Here is a 14,271-nt window from a genome sequence, read left to right as displayed (position 1 = left end):
GACGAATGGCAAAAGATCGGTGCTTGACAAGATTTAGGCGTAAACGTATGTTTCAAACAACTGTTTGATCGTTTCGACAACGGTCGCTCATTCCCGGTTACATCAGCAGAGGTTTATCGCTATGCCTGACTACAAGGCCCCCTTGCGTGATATTCGCTTCGTTCGTGACGAACTGCTCGGCTACGAAGCGCACTATCAGAGCCTTCCGGCTTGTGCAGACGCAACTCCAGACATGGTTAGCGCCATTCTTGAAGAAGGCGCCAAGTTTTGTGAGCAGGTGCTGGCTCCTCTGAACCGTGTGGGCGATACCGAAGGCTGCACCTGGAGCGAGTCCGGTGTTAAGACCCCGACTGGCTTCAAAGAAGCGTACAAGCAATTCGTCGAAGGCGGCTGGCCGAGCCTGGCCCACGACGTAGAGCACGGCGGCCAGGGCCTGCCTGAGTCCCTGGGGCTGGCGGTCAGCGAAATGGTTGGCGAAGCCAACTGGTCGTGGGGTATGTACCCGGGCCTGTCCCACGGCGCGATGAACACTATTTCCGAGCACGGTACGCCTGAGCAACAAGAGGCTTACCTGACCAAGCTGGTATCCGGCGAATGGACCGGCACCATGTGCCTGACCGAACCGCACTGCGGTACCGACCTCGGCATGCTGCGCACCAAGGCCGAGCCTCAGGCCGACGGTTCCTACAAAGTCTCCGGCACCAAGATCTTCATCTCGGCCGGTGAACACGACATGGCCGACAACATCGTCCACATCGTGCTGGCGCGCCTGCCGGATGCGCCGGCTGGCACCAAAGGCATTTCGCTGTTCATCGTGCCGAAGTTCCTGCCGAACGCCGACGGTTCGATCGGTGCGCGTAACGCGGTGTCCTGTGGTTCCCTGGAACACAAGATGGGCATCCACGGCAACGCCACTTGCGTGATGAACTTCGACGCGGCTACCGGTTACCTGATCGGCCCGGCGAACAAAGGCCTGAACTGCATGTTCACCTTCATGAACACCGCTCGCCTGGGTACCGCGCTGCAAGGTCTGGCCCACGCCGAAATCGGCTTCCAGGGTGGCTTGAAATACGCTCGCGATCGCCTGCAAATGCGCTCGCTGACCGGCCCGAAAGCACCGGACAAAGCCGCTGACCCGATCATCGTGCACCCGGATGTACGTCGCATGCTGTTGACCATGAAGGCGTTCGCCGAAGGCAACCGCGCGATGGTCTACTTCACCGCCAAGCAAGTCGACATCGTCAAGTACGGCGTGGACGAAGAAGAGAAGAAGAAGGCCGATGCCCTGCTGGCGTTCATGACGCCAATCGCCAAGGCCTTCATGACCGAAGTCGGTTTCGAGTCCGCCAACCATGGCGTGCAGATCTACGGCGGCCACGGCTTCATCGCCGAGTGGGGCATGGAGCAGAACGTTCGCGACAGCCGTATTTCGATGCTGTACGAAGGCACCACCGGTATCCAGGCACTCGACCTGCTGGGCCGTAAAGTGCTGATGACTCAAGGCGAGGCCCTCAAGGGGTTCACCAAGATCGTCCACAAGTTCTGCCAGACCAACGAAGGCAACGAAGCCGTCAAGGAATTCGTCGCACCGCTGGCTGCGCTGAACAAGGAATGGGGCGAGCTGACCATGAAGGTCGGCATGGCTGCCATGAAGGATCGCGAAGAAGTTGGCGCGGCCTCCGTGGATTACCTGATGTACTCCGGTTACGCCTGCCTGGCCTACTTCTGGGCTGACATGGCGCGCCTGGCTGCCGAGAAACTGGCTGCCGGCACTTCCGAAGAGGCGTTCTACACCGCCAAGCTGCAGACTGCACGCTTCTACTTCCAGCGCATCCTGCCGCGTACCCGTACTCACGTTGCAACCATGCTGTCGGGCGCCAACAACCTGATGGACATGAAAGAAGAAGATTTCGCGCTGGGCTACTAAGTCCCGACGCGTTTCTCCAAAGCCGCTGTTCCTTCGGGAATGGCGGCTTTTTTGTGCCGCCGATGACGCTGTTCTGAAAATACCTCGGTAATTGGCTAAGAAAGTCCGGGTTTCTGCCGTTACAGTTATGGGCACATTGCCATCACTGATATGACGGGTCGGAGCCTTACCCTTGCCGCGTTCTTCCCCTGCACGTGTGAGTCACTTTTTGCCATCACTGCTGCTGTTGCTGGCGGGGCTCGCGGCTGCCTACGTCAGGGAGCTGAACGTTTTCTTCACGTCGCTGTTCCAGGTGCTTCCTACCTTGGTGCTGTTGCTCGGCGGTGCCTATTGCGCGGTTTACCGACGCCAGCGTGAGCTGTTTCTGATGGTCACGGTGTACATCGCCTACTTCCTGCTCGACACCCAGACCGATTACTACCGCGACCACGGCAAGGTGCGCGAAGACGCTGCAGTGGTTTTTCATCTATGTTGCCTGTTGTTGCCGTTGCTGTTCGGCGTGTTCGCCGCGTGGCAGGAACGTACGCATCTGTTCCAGGACATGGTTGCCCGTTTTGCTGTGCTGCTGGCCGTTGGCAGCGTGGCATTGGCCCTTGAACAAAGTTACCCACAGGTGTTGCTGGTGTGGCTGGCGGAGATTCGCTGGCCTGCCTTGCACGGCGCCTGGATGAGCCTGATCCAATTGTCCTATCCGGTGTTCATCGCCGCATTCCTGCTGCTGGCCTACCAGTATTGGCGCCACCCAAGGCCCCTGCATGCTGCGCAGCTGGTGGGGTTGCTCGGCCTGTTCTGGATGTTGCCGAAAACCTTCATCCTGCCCTTCACCCTGAACATCATGTGCAGCCAGGTGATGCTGATGATCGCCGCCGCCGTTGCCCATGAGGCCTATCAGATGGCTTTCCGTGACGAACTCACCGGACTGCCGGGACGCCGTGCATTGAATGAGCGGATGCAGCGCCTGGGACGCAACTATGTGTTGGCCATGAGTGACGTCGATCACTTCAAGAAATTCAACGACACCCACGGGCACGACGTGGGGGACCAGGTGTTGCGATTGGTCGCCAGCAAGCTGTCGAAAATCGGCGGCGGCGGTAAGGCGTATCGCTACGGCGGTGAGGAATTCGCCCTGGTGTTTGCAGGCAAGACCTTGGACGAGTGCCTGCCGCACCTGGAGGTCATTCGCGAGGCGATCGCCACCTACAACATTCATCTGCGCAATCAGGACAGTCGTCCCCAGGATGACAATCAGGGCCGCCAGCGTCGCGCAGGCGCCAGTGCCTCGAGTGTATCGGTGACGGTCAGCATCGGCGTTGCCGAACGGGTGGAGCAACGCGCGCCCGAGCAAGTGCTCAAGTCCGCGGACCAGGCGCTCTACAGCGCCAAGGGCGCCGGGCGCAACTGCGTCATGGCGTTCGGACAGAACCGCCGTGGCGCCGTGCGCATGGACGCCGCTACGGTTGAGTGATGACGGCGCATTCAGCGTCTGGACTGTAATTGTGAAGGGGTGGGATGCGGCAGTAGGTTTGAGTCATCTGCTGCCGGAGAAATGACCATGCCCGACTACAAGGCTCCCCTGCGCGACATGCGCTTTCTGATTGACCACGTCTTCGATTTTCACAGCAACTACGCAGCCCTCGGCGCCACCGATGCCAGCCCGGACATGATCGATGCGATCCTCGAAGAGGGCGCAAGATTCTGTGAGAACGTGCTGTCACCACTCAACCGCAGTGGCGACGAAGAGGGCTGCCATTTCAACAACGGCGAGGTCACCACGCCTGCAGGCTTCAAGCAGGCTTTCGCCCAATACGTCGAAGGTGGCTGGCATGGACTGGCGGCTGATCCGGCGTATGGCGGCCAGGGTCTGCCCAGTTCACTGGGGCTGGTCATCAGCGAAATGGTGGGTTCCAGCAACACGTCCTGGGGCATGTATCCGGGGCTGACCCACGGCGCCATGTCGGCGATCCACGCCCATGGTACGCAGGAGCAGAAAAACACCTACCTGAGCAAACTCACCGCCGGCCAATGGACCGGCACCATGTGCCTGACCGAAGCCCATTGCGGCACCGACCTGGGCATCATCAAGACCCGCGCCGTGCCCCAGGCCGACGGCAGCTACGCGATCACCGGCAGCAAGATCTTCATCTCCGCCGGCGAGCACGACCTGAGCGCCAACATCATTCACCTGGTGTTGGCGAAGCTGCCGGATGCGCCGGCCGGGACCAAAGGCATTTCGCTGTTCATCGTGCCCAAGTGCCTGCCCGATGCCCAGGGTGAAGCGGGCGAACGCAATGGCGTTTCCTGCGGCTCCATCGAGCACAAGATGGGAATCAAGGCCTCGGCCACCTGCGTGCTGAACTTCGACGGGGCCAAGGGCTTCTTGATCGGGGAAGCGAACAAAGGCCTCAACTGCATGTTCACCATGATGAACCACGCGCGGCTTGGCACCGGCATGCAGGGGTTGTGTCTGGGCGAAGCAAGTTTCCAGGGCGCGATCAAGTACGCCAACGACCGTTTGCAGATGCGCGCGCTGACAGGTCCCAAGGCTCCGGAAAAAGCCGCTGACCCGATCATTGTGCATCCGGACGTGCGCCGTATGTTGCTGACCATGAAAGCCTTCAACGAAGGCAACCGCGCACTGACTTACTTCACTGCGCAATTACTCGACGTTGCACACCTTAGCGCGGATGCAACGGCGCGCCAGGACGCCGAAGACCTGTTGGCCTTCCTGACGCCGATCTGCAAAGCCTTCATGACCGAGACCGGGCTGGAAGTGACCAACCATGGCATGCAGGTGTTCGGAGGCCATGGTTTCATTCGTGAATGGGGCATGGAACAACTGGTTCGTGACTGTCGCATCGCGCCGATCTATGAGGGCACCAACGGCATCCAGGCGCTGGACCTGCTCGGGCGCAAAGTCCTCGGCAGCCAGGGCAAGCTGCTGCGTGGCTTCACCAGAATCGTCCACAAGTTCTGTGCGGCGAACGCCGGGCATCCACAGTTGGCCAGTTATGTGGCGCAACTCAACGAGCTCAATCAGCAGTGGGGCGAACTGACTACCAAAGTCGGCATGGCCGCCCTGAGAAATCCAGATGAAGTGGGCGCCGCGTCTGTGGATTACCTGATGTACAGCGGTTACATCATCCTCGGCTATTTGTGGTTGCGCATGGCGCTGGTGGCTCAGGCGCAGCTGGATTCGGGCAGCGGTGATGCCGGTTATTTCCAGGGTAAGCTCGCCACCAGCGAGTTTTATTTCAAGCGTTTGCTGCCGCGCACTGCCGCTCATCGGGCAGCGATAGAGGCAGGCAGTGATTGCCTGATGAAGCTGCCAGCGGAGTTGTTCGCGCTTTAAATCGGACTAGTCTGCAAGAGATCACAGCCTTCGGCAGCGCCCACAGGGATACGCATTCCTCCGTTGGCGCTGGCGAAGGCTGCGATCTATTTTCTAGTGACTAAAAATTACAAATCGGTCACGCGATGACCCTATGTGTCGCAAAAGTTGTTGGGTTACACTCGGACCCAACGAAACATCATTCCTACGATTCACCTGTTTAGATCTTGCGAGGTTTGCCATGGCTGACTACAAAGCGCCCCTGCGCGATATGCGCTTCGTCCTCAATGAAGTGTTCGAGGTCGCCAAACTCTGGGCCGAGCTGCCAGCACTGGCCGAGACTGTTGATGCAGAAACCGTCGAAGCCATTCTCGAAGAAGCCGGCAAGGTCACCAGCAAAAGCATCGCGCCCCTGAGCCGTGCCGCTGACGAAGAAGGTTGCCACTGGGCGGACGGCGCAGTCACCACGCCGGCTGGTTTCCCACAGGCTTACCAGACCTACGCCGAAGGCGGATGGGTTGGCGTCGGTGGCGATCCGGCCTACGGCGGCATGGGCATGCCCAAAGCCGTTTCGGCCCAGGTTGAAGAAATGGTCAACTCGGCCAGCCTGTCGTTCGGCCTGTACCCGATGCTCACCGCTGGCGCCTGCCTGTCGATCAACGCCCACGCCAGCGAAGAGCTGAAGGCCGCTTACCTGCCGAACATGTACGCCGGCGTCTGGGCCGGTTCCATGTGCCTGACCGAGCCCCACGCCGGTACCGACCTGGGGATTATCCGCACCAAGGCCGAGCCTCAGGCCGACGGGTCCTATAAGGTCAGCGGCACCAAGATCTTCATCACCGGCGGCGAACACGACCTGACCGAGAACATCATTCACCTGGTGCTGGCCAAGCTGCCGGACGCACCGGCCGGGCCAAAAGGCATTTCGCTGTTCCTGGTGCCCAAGTTCATGGTCAATGCCGATGGCAGCCTGGGCGCGCGCAACCCGGCCAACTGCGGCTCGATCGAACACAAGATGGGCATCCAGGCTTCCGCGACCTGCGTGATGAACTTCGATGAAGCCGTGGGTTACCTGGTCGGCGAGCCGAACAAGGGCCTGGCGGCGATGTTCACCATGATGAACTACGAGCGTTTGGGTGTCGGTATCCAGGGCCTGGCCACCGGCGAGCGCTCGTATCAGAACGCTGTTGAATACGCTCGTGATCGTCTGCAAAGCCGTTCGCCAACCGGCGCGCAGAACAAGGACAAAGTGGCTGACCCGATCATCGTCCACCCGGACGTGCGTCGCATGCTGCTGACCATGAAAGCTTCGAACGAAGGCGGTCGTGCGTTTTCCACTTACGTGGCCATGCAACTGGACACCGCCAAGTTCAGCGAAGACGCCACCACTCGTAAACGCGCGGAAGACCTGGTGGCCTTGCTGACCCCGGTGGCCAAGGCATTCCTGACCGATCTCGGCCTGGAAACCACGGTGCACGGCCAGCAGGTATTTGGCGGTCACGGTTACATCCGTGAGTGGGGCCAGGAGCAACTGGTGCGTGACGTGCGCATCACCCAGATCTACGAAGGCACCAACGGCATCCAGGCGCTGGACCTGGTCGGGCGCAAGATCGTTGGCAGCGGCGGGGCGTTCTACAACTTGTTTGCCGACGAGATTCGTCACTTCACCGCAACAGCCAGCGCTGATCTGGCGGAGTTCACCAAGCCGCTCAACGACGCGGTGACGACCCTGGACGAGCTGACCTCATGGCTGCTGGATCGAGCGAAGAACAACCCGAACGAAATCGGTGCGGCGTCGGTCGAGTACCTGCAAACCTTTGGTTACGTCGCTTACGCCTACATGTGGGCGCTGATGGCCAAGGCCGCCTTGGGTAAAGAAACCCAGGACGATTTCTATGCCAGCAAGCTGGGCACCGCACGTTTCTACTTCGCCCGCTTGCTGCCGCGCATTCACTCGTTGAGCGCGTCGGTGAAGGCCGGTAGCGAATCGCTGTTTCTGCTGGATGCCGGGCAATTCTGACGATATAACCTGATGTAAGCATTCTCTTACATGCCGTGCTGCTGTTCTCCCATAGCTTGAAATTGGATCCACAGCTAATCTACTTCTCATGGACGTAGCGCAGGAAGCGCAAAGTAACAACACGGACACGTAGGATTCTGCCAGGAAGGTGGAGTGAAATGGATGTCAGGGAAACAGTCTGCAAAGCCCCGCTTCGGCGGGGTTTTCTTTTGTCTCGAGAAAAGTATTCAGCCCAGGCCATCCAGTATCGGCGGGCTATTCAGCCGCTCATCCGGCCCATTGATCACCTCCTCCAGTAACGTGCGCAGCAAGGCCAGCGAGGCCTGTTGCCGTTGCACATCGCGACAGACCAACCCGACTTTCAGCGGCACCCGCGGTTCGCTCAGGGGTTTCCACAACAATTGCTGATTGCCGTGGGTCTTCTGCGAGCGTCCGGGCAGCACCGTCGCCAGTCGCGTGTGCGGCAGGCTGTCGAGAATACCGGCCATGTTGTTCAGCTCAGCCTGTACCTGCGGACGTCGTCCCAGGCTGGCCAGTTGCGCCTGCCAGATCTGCCGTATCTGAAACTCTTCGCCCAGTAGCAACATCGGCAATTCGGCGGCCTGGCTCATGGAGACTTTCTTGAATTCGCGCAATGGATGGTCGGCCGGGATGACCAGCGTCAGTTCATCTTCGTACAACATCACCCCATGCAGGCCCGGCTGACGAGGGGGCAGGTAGCCGATGCCAATGTCCAGCGAACCATTCAGCAGGCGTCGCTCGATTTCCAGCCCGGTCAGTTCATAGATCTGCACCACCAGATGGGGCTGCGCCTTACGCACCCGCTCAAGCATTTGTGGCACCAGGCTGGTGTGCACGGTTTGCAGCACACCAATGGCCAGGGTGCGCAGCGCATGCCCCTTGAAATTGCCCAATGCTTCACGCGCCCGTTGCAGGCCGTCGAGCAAGGGCAGGGCATGGTTGTACAGCGTATGGGCCGCCAGGGTCGGCAACAGGCGTTTGCTGCTGCGTTCGAACAGGCTCACATCGAGGTTTTGTTCGAGGTGACGAATCTGCTGCGACAGTGCCGGCTGGGAAATCGACAGCCGCTCGGCAGCCCGGCCCACATGACCCTCTTCATAGACCGCGACGAAATAACGCAGTTGCTTGAAATCCATAAGTAATACTTATCGAAAATGCTGGGAAATCGAAATGGCTCATCGCCTTGTGTAGGCCTAGTCTAACCGCATTCACAAGGCTTACAGGGCCCCGGAACGCGATGAACACGCCTTGCCTCGATGGCATTTGCATAGGTAACGCAAAAAATCTTCTGCGAGGGTTGAACCCATGAATCTGTTCAGCCTGCGTCGACATTCGCCAAGCCTCGATGATTTGCTGGCGGGCAATGGCTTTCCGGTCAGGGACGACAATCTTTGCAGCGAGTACCTGATGCCCAGTGTCGATCGGCCCAAGCAGGTGTTTGTCCGTGGCCAGGGTTCCTGGTTGTGGGACAGCGATGACCGTGCCTATCTGGATTTCTCCCAGGGCGGTGGCGCCAACAGTCTCGGTCACAGTCCCAAGACGTTGGTCAGTGCCATTACCGCGCAGGCGCAAGCGCTGATCAATCCCGGTTTCGGCCTGCATAATCGCGGCATGCTCAACCTTGCCGAGCGCCTGTGTGCCAGCACTGGCAGCGACCAGGCGTATCTGCTCAACAGCGGCAGCGAGGCCTGTGAGGCGGCGATCAAGCTGGCGCGCAAATGGGGGCAACGGCATCGCGGCGGCGCTTCGCGGATCATCGTCGCCCATCAGGCTTGCCATGGCCGTAGCCTGGGGACGATTTCGGCGTCGGACGGTTTGACCCTGGTCAACCGTTTCGAGCCACAGCTGCCTGGCTTCAGCCGCGTTCCCTTCAATGATCTCGCGGCACTGCACGCGGCGGTGGATGAACGTACCGTGGCGATCATGCTCGAGCCGATCCAGAGCGAAGCCGGGGTGATCGCGGCCACTGCACATTACCTCAAAGGGGTCGAGCGCCTATGTCGCGAGCTGGGCATCCTGCTGATCTTCGACGAAGTGCAAACCGGTGTCGGGCGTTGTGGCAGCTTGCTGGCTGAACAGTCCTATGGCGTGCGGGCCGATATTGTCGTGCTCGGCAAAGGGCTTGGCGGTGGTGTGCCGGTGGCGGCGCTGCTGGCGCGGGGCAAGGCCTGCTGCTTGGAAACGGGCGAAATGAGCGGCACCCATCATGGCAATGCGCTGCTGACCGCCGCCGGCCTGGCGGTGCTCGACAGCGTTCAGGACAAGGGCTTTCTCGAGCACGTCGGAGACATGGCCCAGCACCTGCGTGAAGGGCTGCAGCGTTTGTCCCACCGCTATGGACACGGCGAACTGCGCGGGCAAGGGCTGCTCTGGGGGCTGACCCTGTCCGACGACTCGGCCGACGCCGTGGTCAAGGCCGCGTTGTACGAAGGCCTGTTGCTCGATGCGCCGCAAGCCAACTGCCTGCGTTTCACCCCGGCGCTGACGGTAAGCAAAGCCAACATCGATGAAATGTTGCTGCGCCTGGCCCGCGCCTTCTCCCGCGTGCGTACCGCGCAGCTGCAATGCCGCAAAGGGATCGCCGTCTGAGCGGGCCCCTCGAATTCCCGAACCGTCTCGCGGTATAACGCACGCCCCACGCCTGATTCTTTTGGCGTGGGGCGTTTTTTTTGCGGCGGCACATCGTTCAGAAACATGGCCTGGCTACACTGGCCGTATAAATCGAGCTGAACCCTGACCAACGGTATGGGTCGATTGGATATGGGCTCACGTGAGCCCACCTCAATCAGGAGCTGCTTGCATGGACTTTATCCGCATCATCATCGCCATTCTGTTACCGCCACTGGGTGTTTTTCTGCAAGTGGGATTCGGCGGAGCGTTCTGGCTGAACATTCTGCTGACGCTGTGTGGCTACATTCCAGGGATCGTGCATGCGGTGTACATCATCGCCAAGCGGTAAGCGTTTCAGTTTTCGAACGCCATGACCCGCCGATAGAACAACCATTCCTGTTCCAGCGCGTGGGCCTGGTTATCGGCTTTGCGAAAGCCGTGGCGTTCGTCCGCGTAGTAATGGGCTTGGACCAGAATGCCGTTGTGCTGCAGGGCCTCGACCATGTCACGGGTCTGCTGCGGCACCACCACGGCATCCAGTTCTCCTTGAAAGAAGATGACCGGCACGCGAATGTTGCCGGCATGCAGTAACGGCGTGCGGGCGGCGTAGCGTTCGGCATCCTGCTGCGGATCACCGATCAGCCAGTCCAGGTAGTCCCCTTCGAACTTGTGCGTCGCCCGACCCAGCGCCACAGGGTCGCTGACCCCATAAAGGCTGGCACCGGCACGGAACACCTGATGGAACGCCAGCGCGCACAGCGCCGTGTAGCCACCCGCGCTGCCACCGCGAATGAAGGCTTTGTCGCCATCGATCAAGCCACGTTCGGCGAGATGGCTGACCACTGCGCAAGCGTCTTCGACATCAACTTCGCCCCAGCGCAAATGCAAGGCCTGTCGATAGTCCCGGCCGTAACCGCTGCTGCCACGATAGTTGAGATCGGCCACGGCGAAACCGCGTTGCGCCCAATATTGGATGCGCGGATCGAGCATCGGATAACACGCCGAGGTCGGGCCGCCATGGATGAACACCACCAATGGCGGTTTCGCGTCGCCGGTCATCGCCGGGTAGAAAAAACCGTGGGCTTCACCCGCGCCGCTTGGATAGCGCAGGGTTTGCGGACGACTGATTTGCTCGGCAGGCAGCGGTGCGATACCGCCGGCGAGGACTTTCACCTGGCGGGTCTGGCGATCGATGGCGATCACCGCCGATGAACTGACGGGGGACGCCGCGATGCAGTATATGAACTGCTCATCCATGGCAAGGTGACGGAAGCGACTGTAGTCGCCGGTAAAGTCGTCGCACTCGGCAGCGCACAGCCCCAGTCGGCCGAAACCGCCTTCGGTCCAGCTGGCCAGGTAGCTGCCCTCGCTCAGTGGCAGCCAGGTGCAACCGCCCAGTTGCCAGGGCGCCGGGCCGTGGTCGGCGGCGGCGCTTGGCAATGGCGTCAGGCCGTCGACCGATTCCACCCAAGGCTGCCAGTAACCAGCGCGATCGGTCAGGCAGTACAGGCGGCCATTGCCGTCGAAGCGCGGTTGCTGCAGCGATTCTTGCGCCTGGTCTCCTGCCACGCAGGAGGGCGCCGCATAAGCACCATCAGCCTGGCGATGGGCGACCATCAAGCGGGTTGCGGTCCATGGCTGATTCGGGCGACTCCACTCGATCCAGGCCAGTCGCTGCCCATCGGGACTCAAGGTCGGTGCGGCGTAGAAATCCGCACCTTCGGCCAGCAAATGCCGTGTGCCATCCGCCAGGTCGATCGCCACCAGGCGGTGTTCATTGCGGTTTTCCTCGACGGCCAGCACCTGGCCATTGGCGAACTGCAAGTCGCCGTATCGACATACGCCTGACGTCAGCACTTCGGGCGTCTCGCCTGGCAATGATTGGCGATACAACTGCTGATCGGCCTCATTGACGAATACCACGCCGTCGTCGGTCAGGCAAAACGCACCACCGCCATATTCGTACACCCGACTGCGCACACTGAACGGGGGAGGTGTCAGGCAATAGGCCGCGCCATCACGCCATTGCCAGATCCGGCACGCGGCATCCTCCGGGCGGTATTCGTTCCAGAACAAACCATGGGCGCCGACCTGCAGTTCGGCAAAATCGATGCCTGCCGCGACGGCGTTGGCGGCGCTGAAAGGTTCAGCTTTTGGCGATGAGGCGTGAGTTTCGTTCATTGCGAAAGGCCAGTTGTTCAATGGTCTGGGTCGCGTGCTCCGCCTCTTCGCGGGCCTTGAGGATCACGCCGTGTTGAGGCGACTTGCTGCACACCGGGTCGGCATTGCTCGCGTCCCCCGTGAGCATGAACGCCTGGCAGCGACAGCCGCCGAAGTCCTTTTCCTTCTCGTCGCATGAGCGGCACGGCTCGGGCATCCAGTCGTAACCACGAAAGCGGTTGAAGCCGAACGAGTCGTACCAGATGTGCTGCATGCTGTGATCGCGTACGTTGGGAAACTGCACGGGCAGCTGTCGGGCGCCATGACAGGGGAGCGCGGTTCCGTCCGGCGTGACTGTCAGAAAAATACTGCCCCAGCCATTCATGCAGGCTTTAGGGCGTTCTTCGTAGTAGTCCGGCGTCACGAAAATCAGCTTGCACGGATGCCCTTCGGCTTCCAGCTTGGCGCGGTACTCGTTGGTGATGCGTTCAGCGCGCACCAGTTGCTCTTTGGTCGGCAATAGCCCGGCTCGATTGAGCTGCGCCCAGCCGTAGAACTGGCAGGTGGCGAGTTCGACGAAGTCCGCCTCAAGGGCGATGCACAGCTCGATGATGCGGTCGATCTTGTCGATGTTGTGCCGATGGGTGACGAAGTTAAGCACCATCGGATAGCCATGGGCTTTGACGGCGCGGGCCATTTCCAGCTTTTGTGCGAAGGCCTTTTTCGAGCCCGCCAGCAGGTTGTTCACCTGCTCGTCACTGGCCTGGAAACTGATCTGGATGTGATCGAGACCGGCCTTCTTGAAGTCGCCGATTTTCTGCTCGGTCAGGCCGATGCCGGAGGTGATCAGGTTGGTGTAGAACCCCAGCTTGCGCGCCTCGGCGATCAACTCGGCCAGGTCCTGGCGCACCAGTGGCTCGCCGCCGGAAAAACCCAGCTGCGCCGCGCCCATTTCCCGGGCTTCGCGCAATACCTTGATCCACTGCTCAGTGCTCAGCTCTTTGCCCTGCTCGGCGAAATCCAGCGGATTGGAGCAATATGGGCATTGCAGCGGGCAGCGGTAGGTCAGCTCGGCGAGCAGCCACAACGGCAGGCCAACCTCAGGCTGGGGCGGCAGATCAGTCAAGGGTGATCCAGTGCTGCGCACGGGCAACCTCCATGAATTGCTCGATGTCGTCCGCGAGTTCGGGCACGCCCGGGAACTGCGTGTCGAGCTCGTTGATGATCGCGGCGACATCACGCTCGCCGTCGATCAAACCGCCGATCAGCGCGGCGCTTTCATTGAGTTTGATCATGCCTTCAGGGTACAGCAGCACGTGGCCTTTCTGCGCCGGTTCGTACTGGAAACGGTAGCCGGGGCGCCAGGTCGGGGTCTTGCTGCGATCGAAACTCATAGGGTGATTCCTTTGTGCCAGACCCGCTCACCGGTCACGCTGTGATAGGGCGGGCGATTGAGTTCGTAGGCCATGCTCATGGCATCGAGCATGCTCCAAAGAATGTCCAGTTTGAACTGGAGAATTTCCAGCATGCGTTCCTGGCCTTCCCGGGTTTTATAGTGCTCGAGGGTGATGGCCAGGCCGTGCTCGACATCGCGCCGCGCCTGACCCAGGCGTGTGCGGAAATATTCGTAGCCGGCGGGGTCGATCCACGGGTAATGCTGCGGCCAACTGTCCAGGCGCGACTGGTGGATCTGCGGGGCGAACAGCTCCGTCAGCGAGCTGCTGGCGGCCTCCTGCCAACTGGCCCGGCGGGCGAAGTTGACGTAGGCGTCGACGGCGAATCGCACGCCGGGCAGCACCAGTTCCTGGGAGCGCAGTTGGTCCGGGTCGAGACCGACGGCCTGGCCCAGGCGCAGCCAGGCTTCGATGCCGCCGTCTTCACCGGGAGCGCCGTCGTGGTCCAGCAGGCGTTGAATCCACTCGCGGCGGATCTCGCGGTCCGGGCAGTTGGCCAGGATCGCCGCATCCTTCAGCGGAATATTCACCTGATAGTAAAAGCGGTTGGCAACCCAGCCCTGGATTTGCTCGCGGGTCGCCCGGCCTTCGTACATCGCCACGTGGTACGGGTGGTAGATGTGGTAGTAGGCGCCCTTGGCGCGCAGGGCGGCTTCGAATTCGGTGGGGGACATCGGGGTGTCGGTCATTGCGGGTCTCCGGAGTACAACCGGTGGATTCTGTGGTGCCTGGTTGGACGTCTTCGCGAGCA

Annotated in this window: 11 protein-coding genes; 6 read left to right on the top strand and 5 right to left on the bottom strand. The window is 60.7% G+C overall.

Annotated features, from left to right (window positions below; translation table 11 throughout):
- The first annotated feature begins 121 nt into the window (after nucleotides 1-121).
- The 4 genes from NQL71_RS00355 to NQL71_RS00340 all read left to right on the top strand — a co-directional run bounded on the left by NQL71_RS00355 (nucleotide 122) and on the right by NQL71_RS00340 (nucleotide 7,275).
- On the top strand, nucleotides 122-1,927 hold the full coding sequence (locus NQL71_RS00355; protein WP_046818213.1) for a phenylacyl-CoA dehydrogenase: 1,806 nt from the start codon (nucleotides 122-124) through the stop codon (nucleotides 1,925-1,927).
- 172 nt (nucleotides 1,928-2,099) lie between these two features.
- Nucleotides 2,100-3,392, top strand: coding sequence for a GGDEF domain-containing protein (locus tag NQL71_RS00350; protein ID WP_046818212.1), 1,293 nt, complete (start codon nucleotides 2,100-2,102; stop codon nucleotides 3,390-3,392).
- Between the two features lie 87 nt (nucleotides 3,393-3,479).
- Nucleotides 3,480-5,276, top strand: coding sequence for an acyl-CoA dehydrogenase C-terminal domain-containing protein (locus tag NQL71_RS00345; RefSeq protein WP_077184590.1), 1,797 nt, complete (start codon nucleotides 3,480-3,482; stop codon nucleotides 5,274-5,276).
- A gap of 220 nt (nucleotides 5,277-5,496) precedes the next feature.
- Complete coding sequence (locus NQL71_RS00340; RefSeq protein WP_046818210.1) at nucleotides 5,497-7,275, top strand: acyl-CoA dehydrogenase C-terminal domain-containing protein; 1,779 nt, start codon at nucleotides 5,497-5,499, stop codon at nucleotides 7,273-7,275.
- 227 nt (nucleotides 7,276-7,502) lie between these two features.
- On the opposite strand, the gene NQL71_RS00335 is transcribed toward NQL71_RS00340, so the two are convergent.
- Complete coding sequence (locus tag NQL71_RS00335; protein ID WP_046818209.1) at nucleotides 7,503-8,432, bottom strand: LysR family transcriptional regulator; 930 nt, start codon at nucleotides 8,430-8,432, stop codon at nucleotides 7,503-7,505.
- Nucleotides 8,433-8,601: 169 nt separating this feature from the next.
- On the opposite strand from NQL71_RS00335, the gene NQL71_RS00330 reads away from it, so the two are divergent.
- Together NQL71_RS00330 and NQL71_RS00325 are read left to right on the top strand one after the other, a co-directional pair.
- Complete coding sequence (locus tag NQL71_RS00330; protein WP_274642139.1) at nucleotides 8,602-9,885, top strand: aspartate aminotransferase family protein; 1,284 nt, start codon at nucleotides 8,602-8,604, stop codon at nucleotides 9,883-9,885.
- 211 nt (nucleotides 9,886-10,096) lie between these two features.
- Entirely contained in the window at nucleotides 10,097-10,255 is a 159-nt protein-coding gene (locus tag NQL71_RS00325; RefSeq protein WP_003228885.1) for a YqaE/Pmp3 family membrane protein, read from the top strand.
- A gap of 5 nt (nucleotides 10,256-10,260) precedes the next feature.
- Here NQL71_RS00325 and NQL71_RS00320 read toward each other — a convergent pair whose 3' ends face one another.
- The 4 genes from NQL71_RS00320 to pqqC are packed head-to-tail and all read right to left on the bottom strand — an operon-like array spanning nucleotide 10,261 to nucleotide 14,209.
- The gene (locus NQL71_RS00320; RefSeq protein ID WP_274642138.1) at nucleotides 10,261-12,087 is read right to left on the bottom strand and encodes a S9 family peptidase; all 1,827 of its coding nucleotides are present in this window, start codon (nucleotides 12,085-12,087) and stop codon (nucleotides 10,261-10,263) included.
- Nucleotides 12,053-13,192 (bottom strand): pyrroloquinoline quinone biosynthesis protein PqqE, encoded by a 1,140-nt coding sequence (gene pqqE / locus NQL71_RS00315; protein WP_415264418.1) that lies wholly within the window; start codon nucleotides 13,190-13,192, stop codon nucleotides 12,053-12,055. Before pqqE ends, NQL71_RS00320 begins: the two co-directional genes overlap by 35 nt.
- On the bottom strand, nucleotides 13,185-13,460 hold the full coding sequence (pqqD, locus tag NQL71_RS00310) for a pyrroloquinoline quinone biosynthesis peptide chaperone PqqD (RefSeq protein ID WP_046818205.1): 276 nt from the start codon (nucleotides 13,458-13,460) through the stop codon (nucleotides 13,185-13,187). Before pqqD ends, pqqE begins: the two co-directional genes overlap by 8 nt.
- Nucleotides 13,457-14,209, bottom strand: a complete 753-nt coding sequence (gene pqqC / locus NQL71_RS00305) for a pyrroloquinoline-quinone synthase PqqC (protein WP_046818204.1) — start codon at nucleotides 14,207-14,209, stop codon at nucleotides 13,457-13,459. The genes pqqD and pqqC overlap by 4 nt, the downstream gene beginning before the upstream one ends.
- Nucleotides 14,210-14,271: the final 62 nt, after the last annotated feature.

It is taken from the genome of Pseudomonas serbica (genome assembly GCF_028823535.1).
Classification (GTDB): domain Bacteria; phylum Pseudomonadota; class Gammaproteobacteria; order Pseudomonadales; family Pseudomonadaceae; genus Aquipseudomonas; species Aquipseudomonas serbica.
The sequence above is the reverse complement of the archived record's forward strand: the minus strand, read 5'-3'. Positions and strand labels throughout refer to the sequence as shown.

Bases quoted from the DNA above. Each gene is read 5' to 3' on its own strand.
- pqqC (WP_046818204.1), bottom strand. From the start codon at position 14,209: ATGACCGACACCCCGATGTCCCCCACCGAATTCGAAGCCGCCCTGCGC.
- pqqD (WP_046818205.1), bottom strand. From the start codon at position 13,460: ATGAGTTTCGATCGCAGCAAGACCCCGACCTGGCGCCCCGGCTACCGT.
- NQL71_RS00330 (WP_274642139.1), top strand. From the start codon at position 8,602: ATGAATCTGTTCAGCCTGCGTCGACATTCGCCAAGCCTCGATGATTTG.
- NQL71_RS00320 (WP_274642138.1), bottom strand. From the start codon at position 12,087: ATGAACGAAACTCACGCCTCATCGCCAAAAGCTGAACCTTTCAGCGCC.
- NQL71_RS00325 (WP_003228885.1), top strand. From the start codon at position 10,097: ATGGACTTTATCCGCATCATCATCGCCATTCTGTTACCGCCACTGGGT.
- NQL71_RS00335 (WP_046818209.1), bottom strand. From the start codon at position 8,432: ATGGATTTCAAGCAACTGCGTTATTTCGTCGCGGTCTATGAAGAGGGT.
- NQL71_RS00340 (WP_046818210.1), top strand. From the start codon at position 5,497: ATGGCTGACTACAAAGCGCCCCTGCGCGATATGCGCTTCGTCCTCAAT.
- NQL71_RS00345 (WP_077184590.1), top strand. From the start codon at position 3,480: ATGCCCGACTACAAGGCTCCCCTGCGCGACATGCGCTTTCTGATTGAC.
- NQL71_RS00355 (WP_046818213.1), top strand. From the start codon at position 122: ATGCCTGACTACAAGGCCCCCTTGCGTGATATTCGCTTCGTTCGTGAC.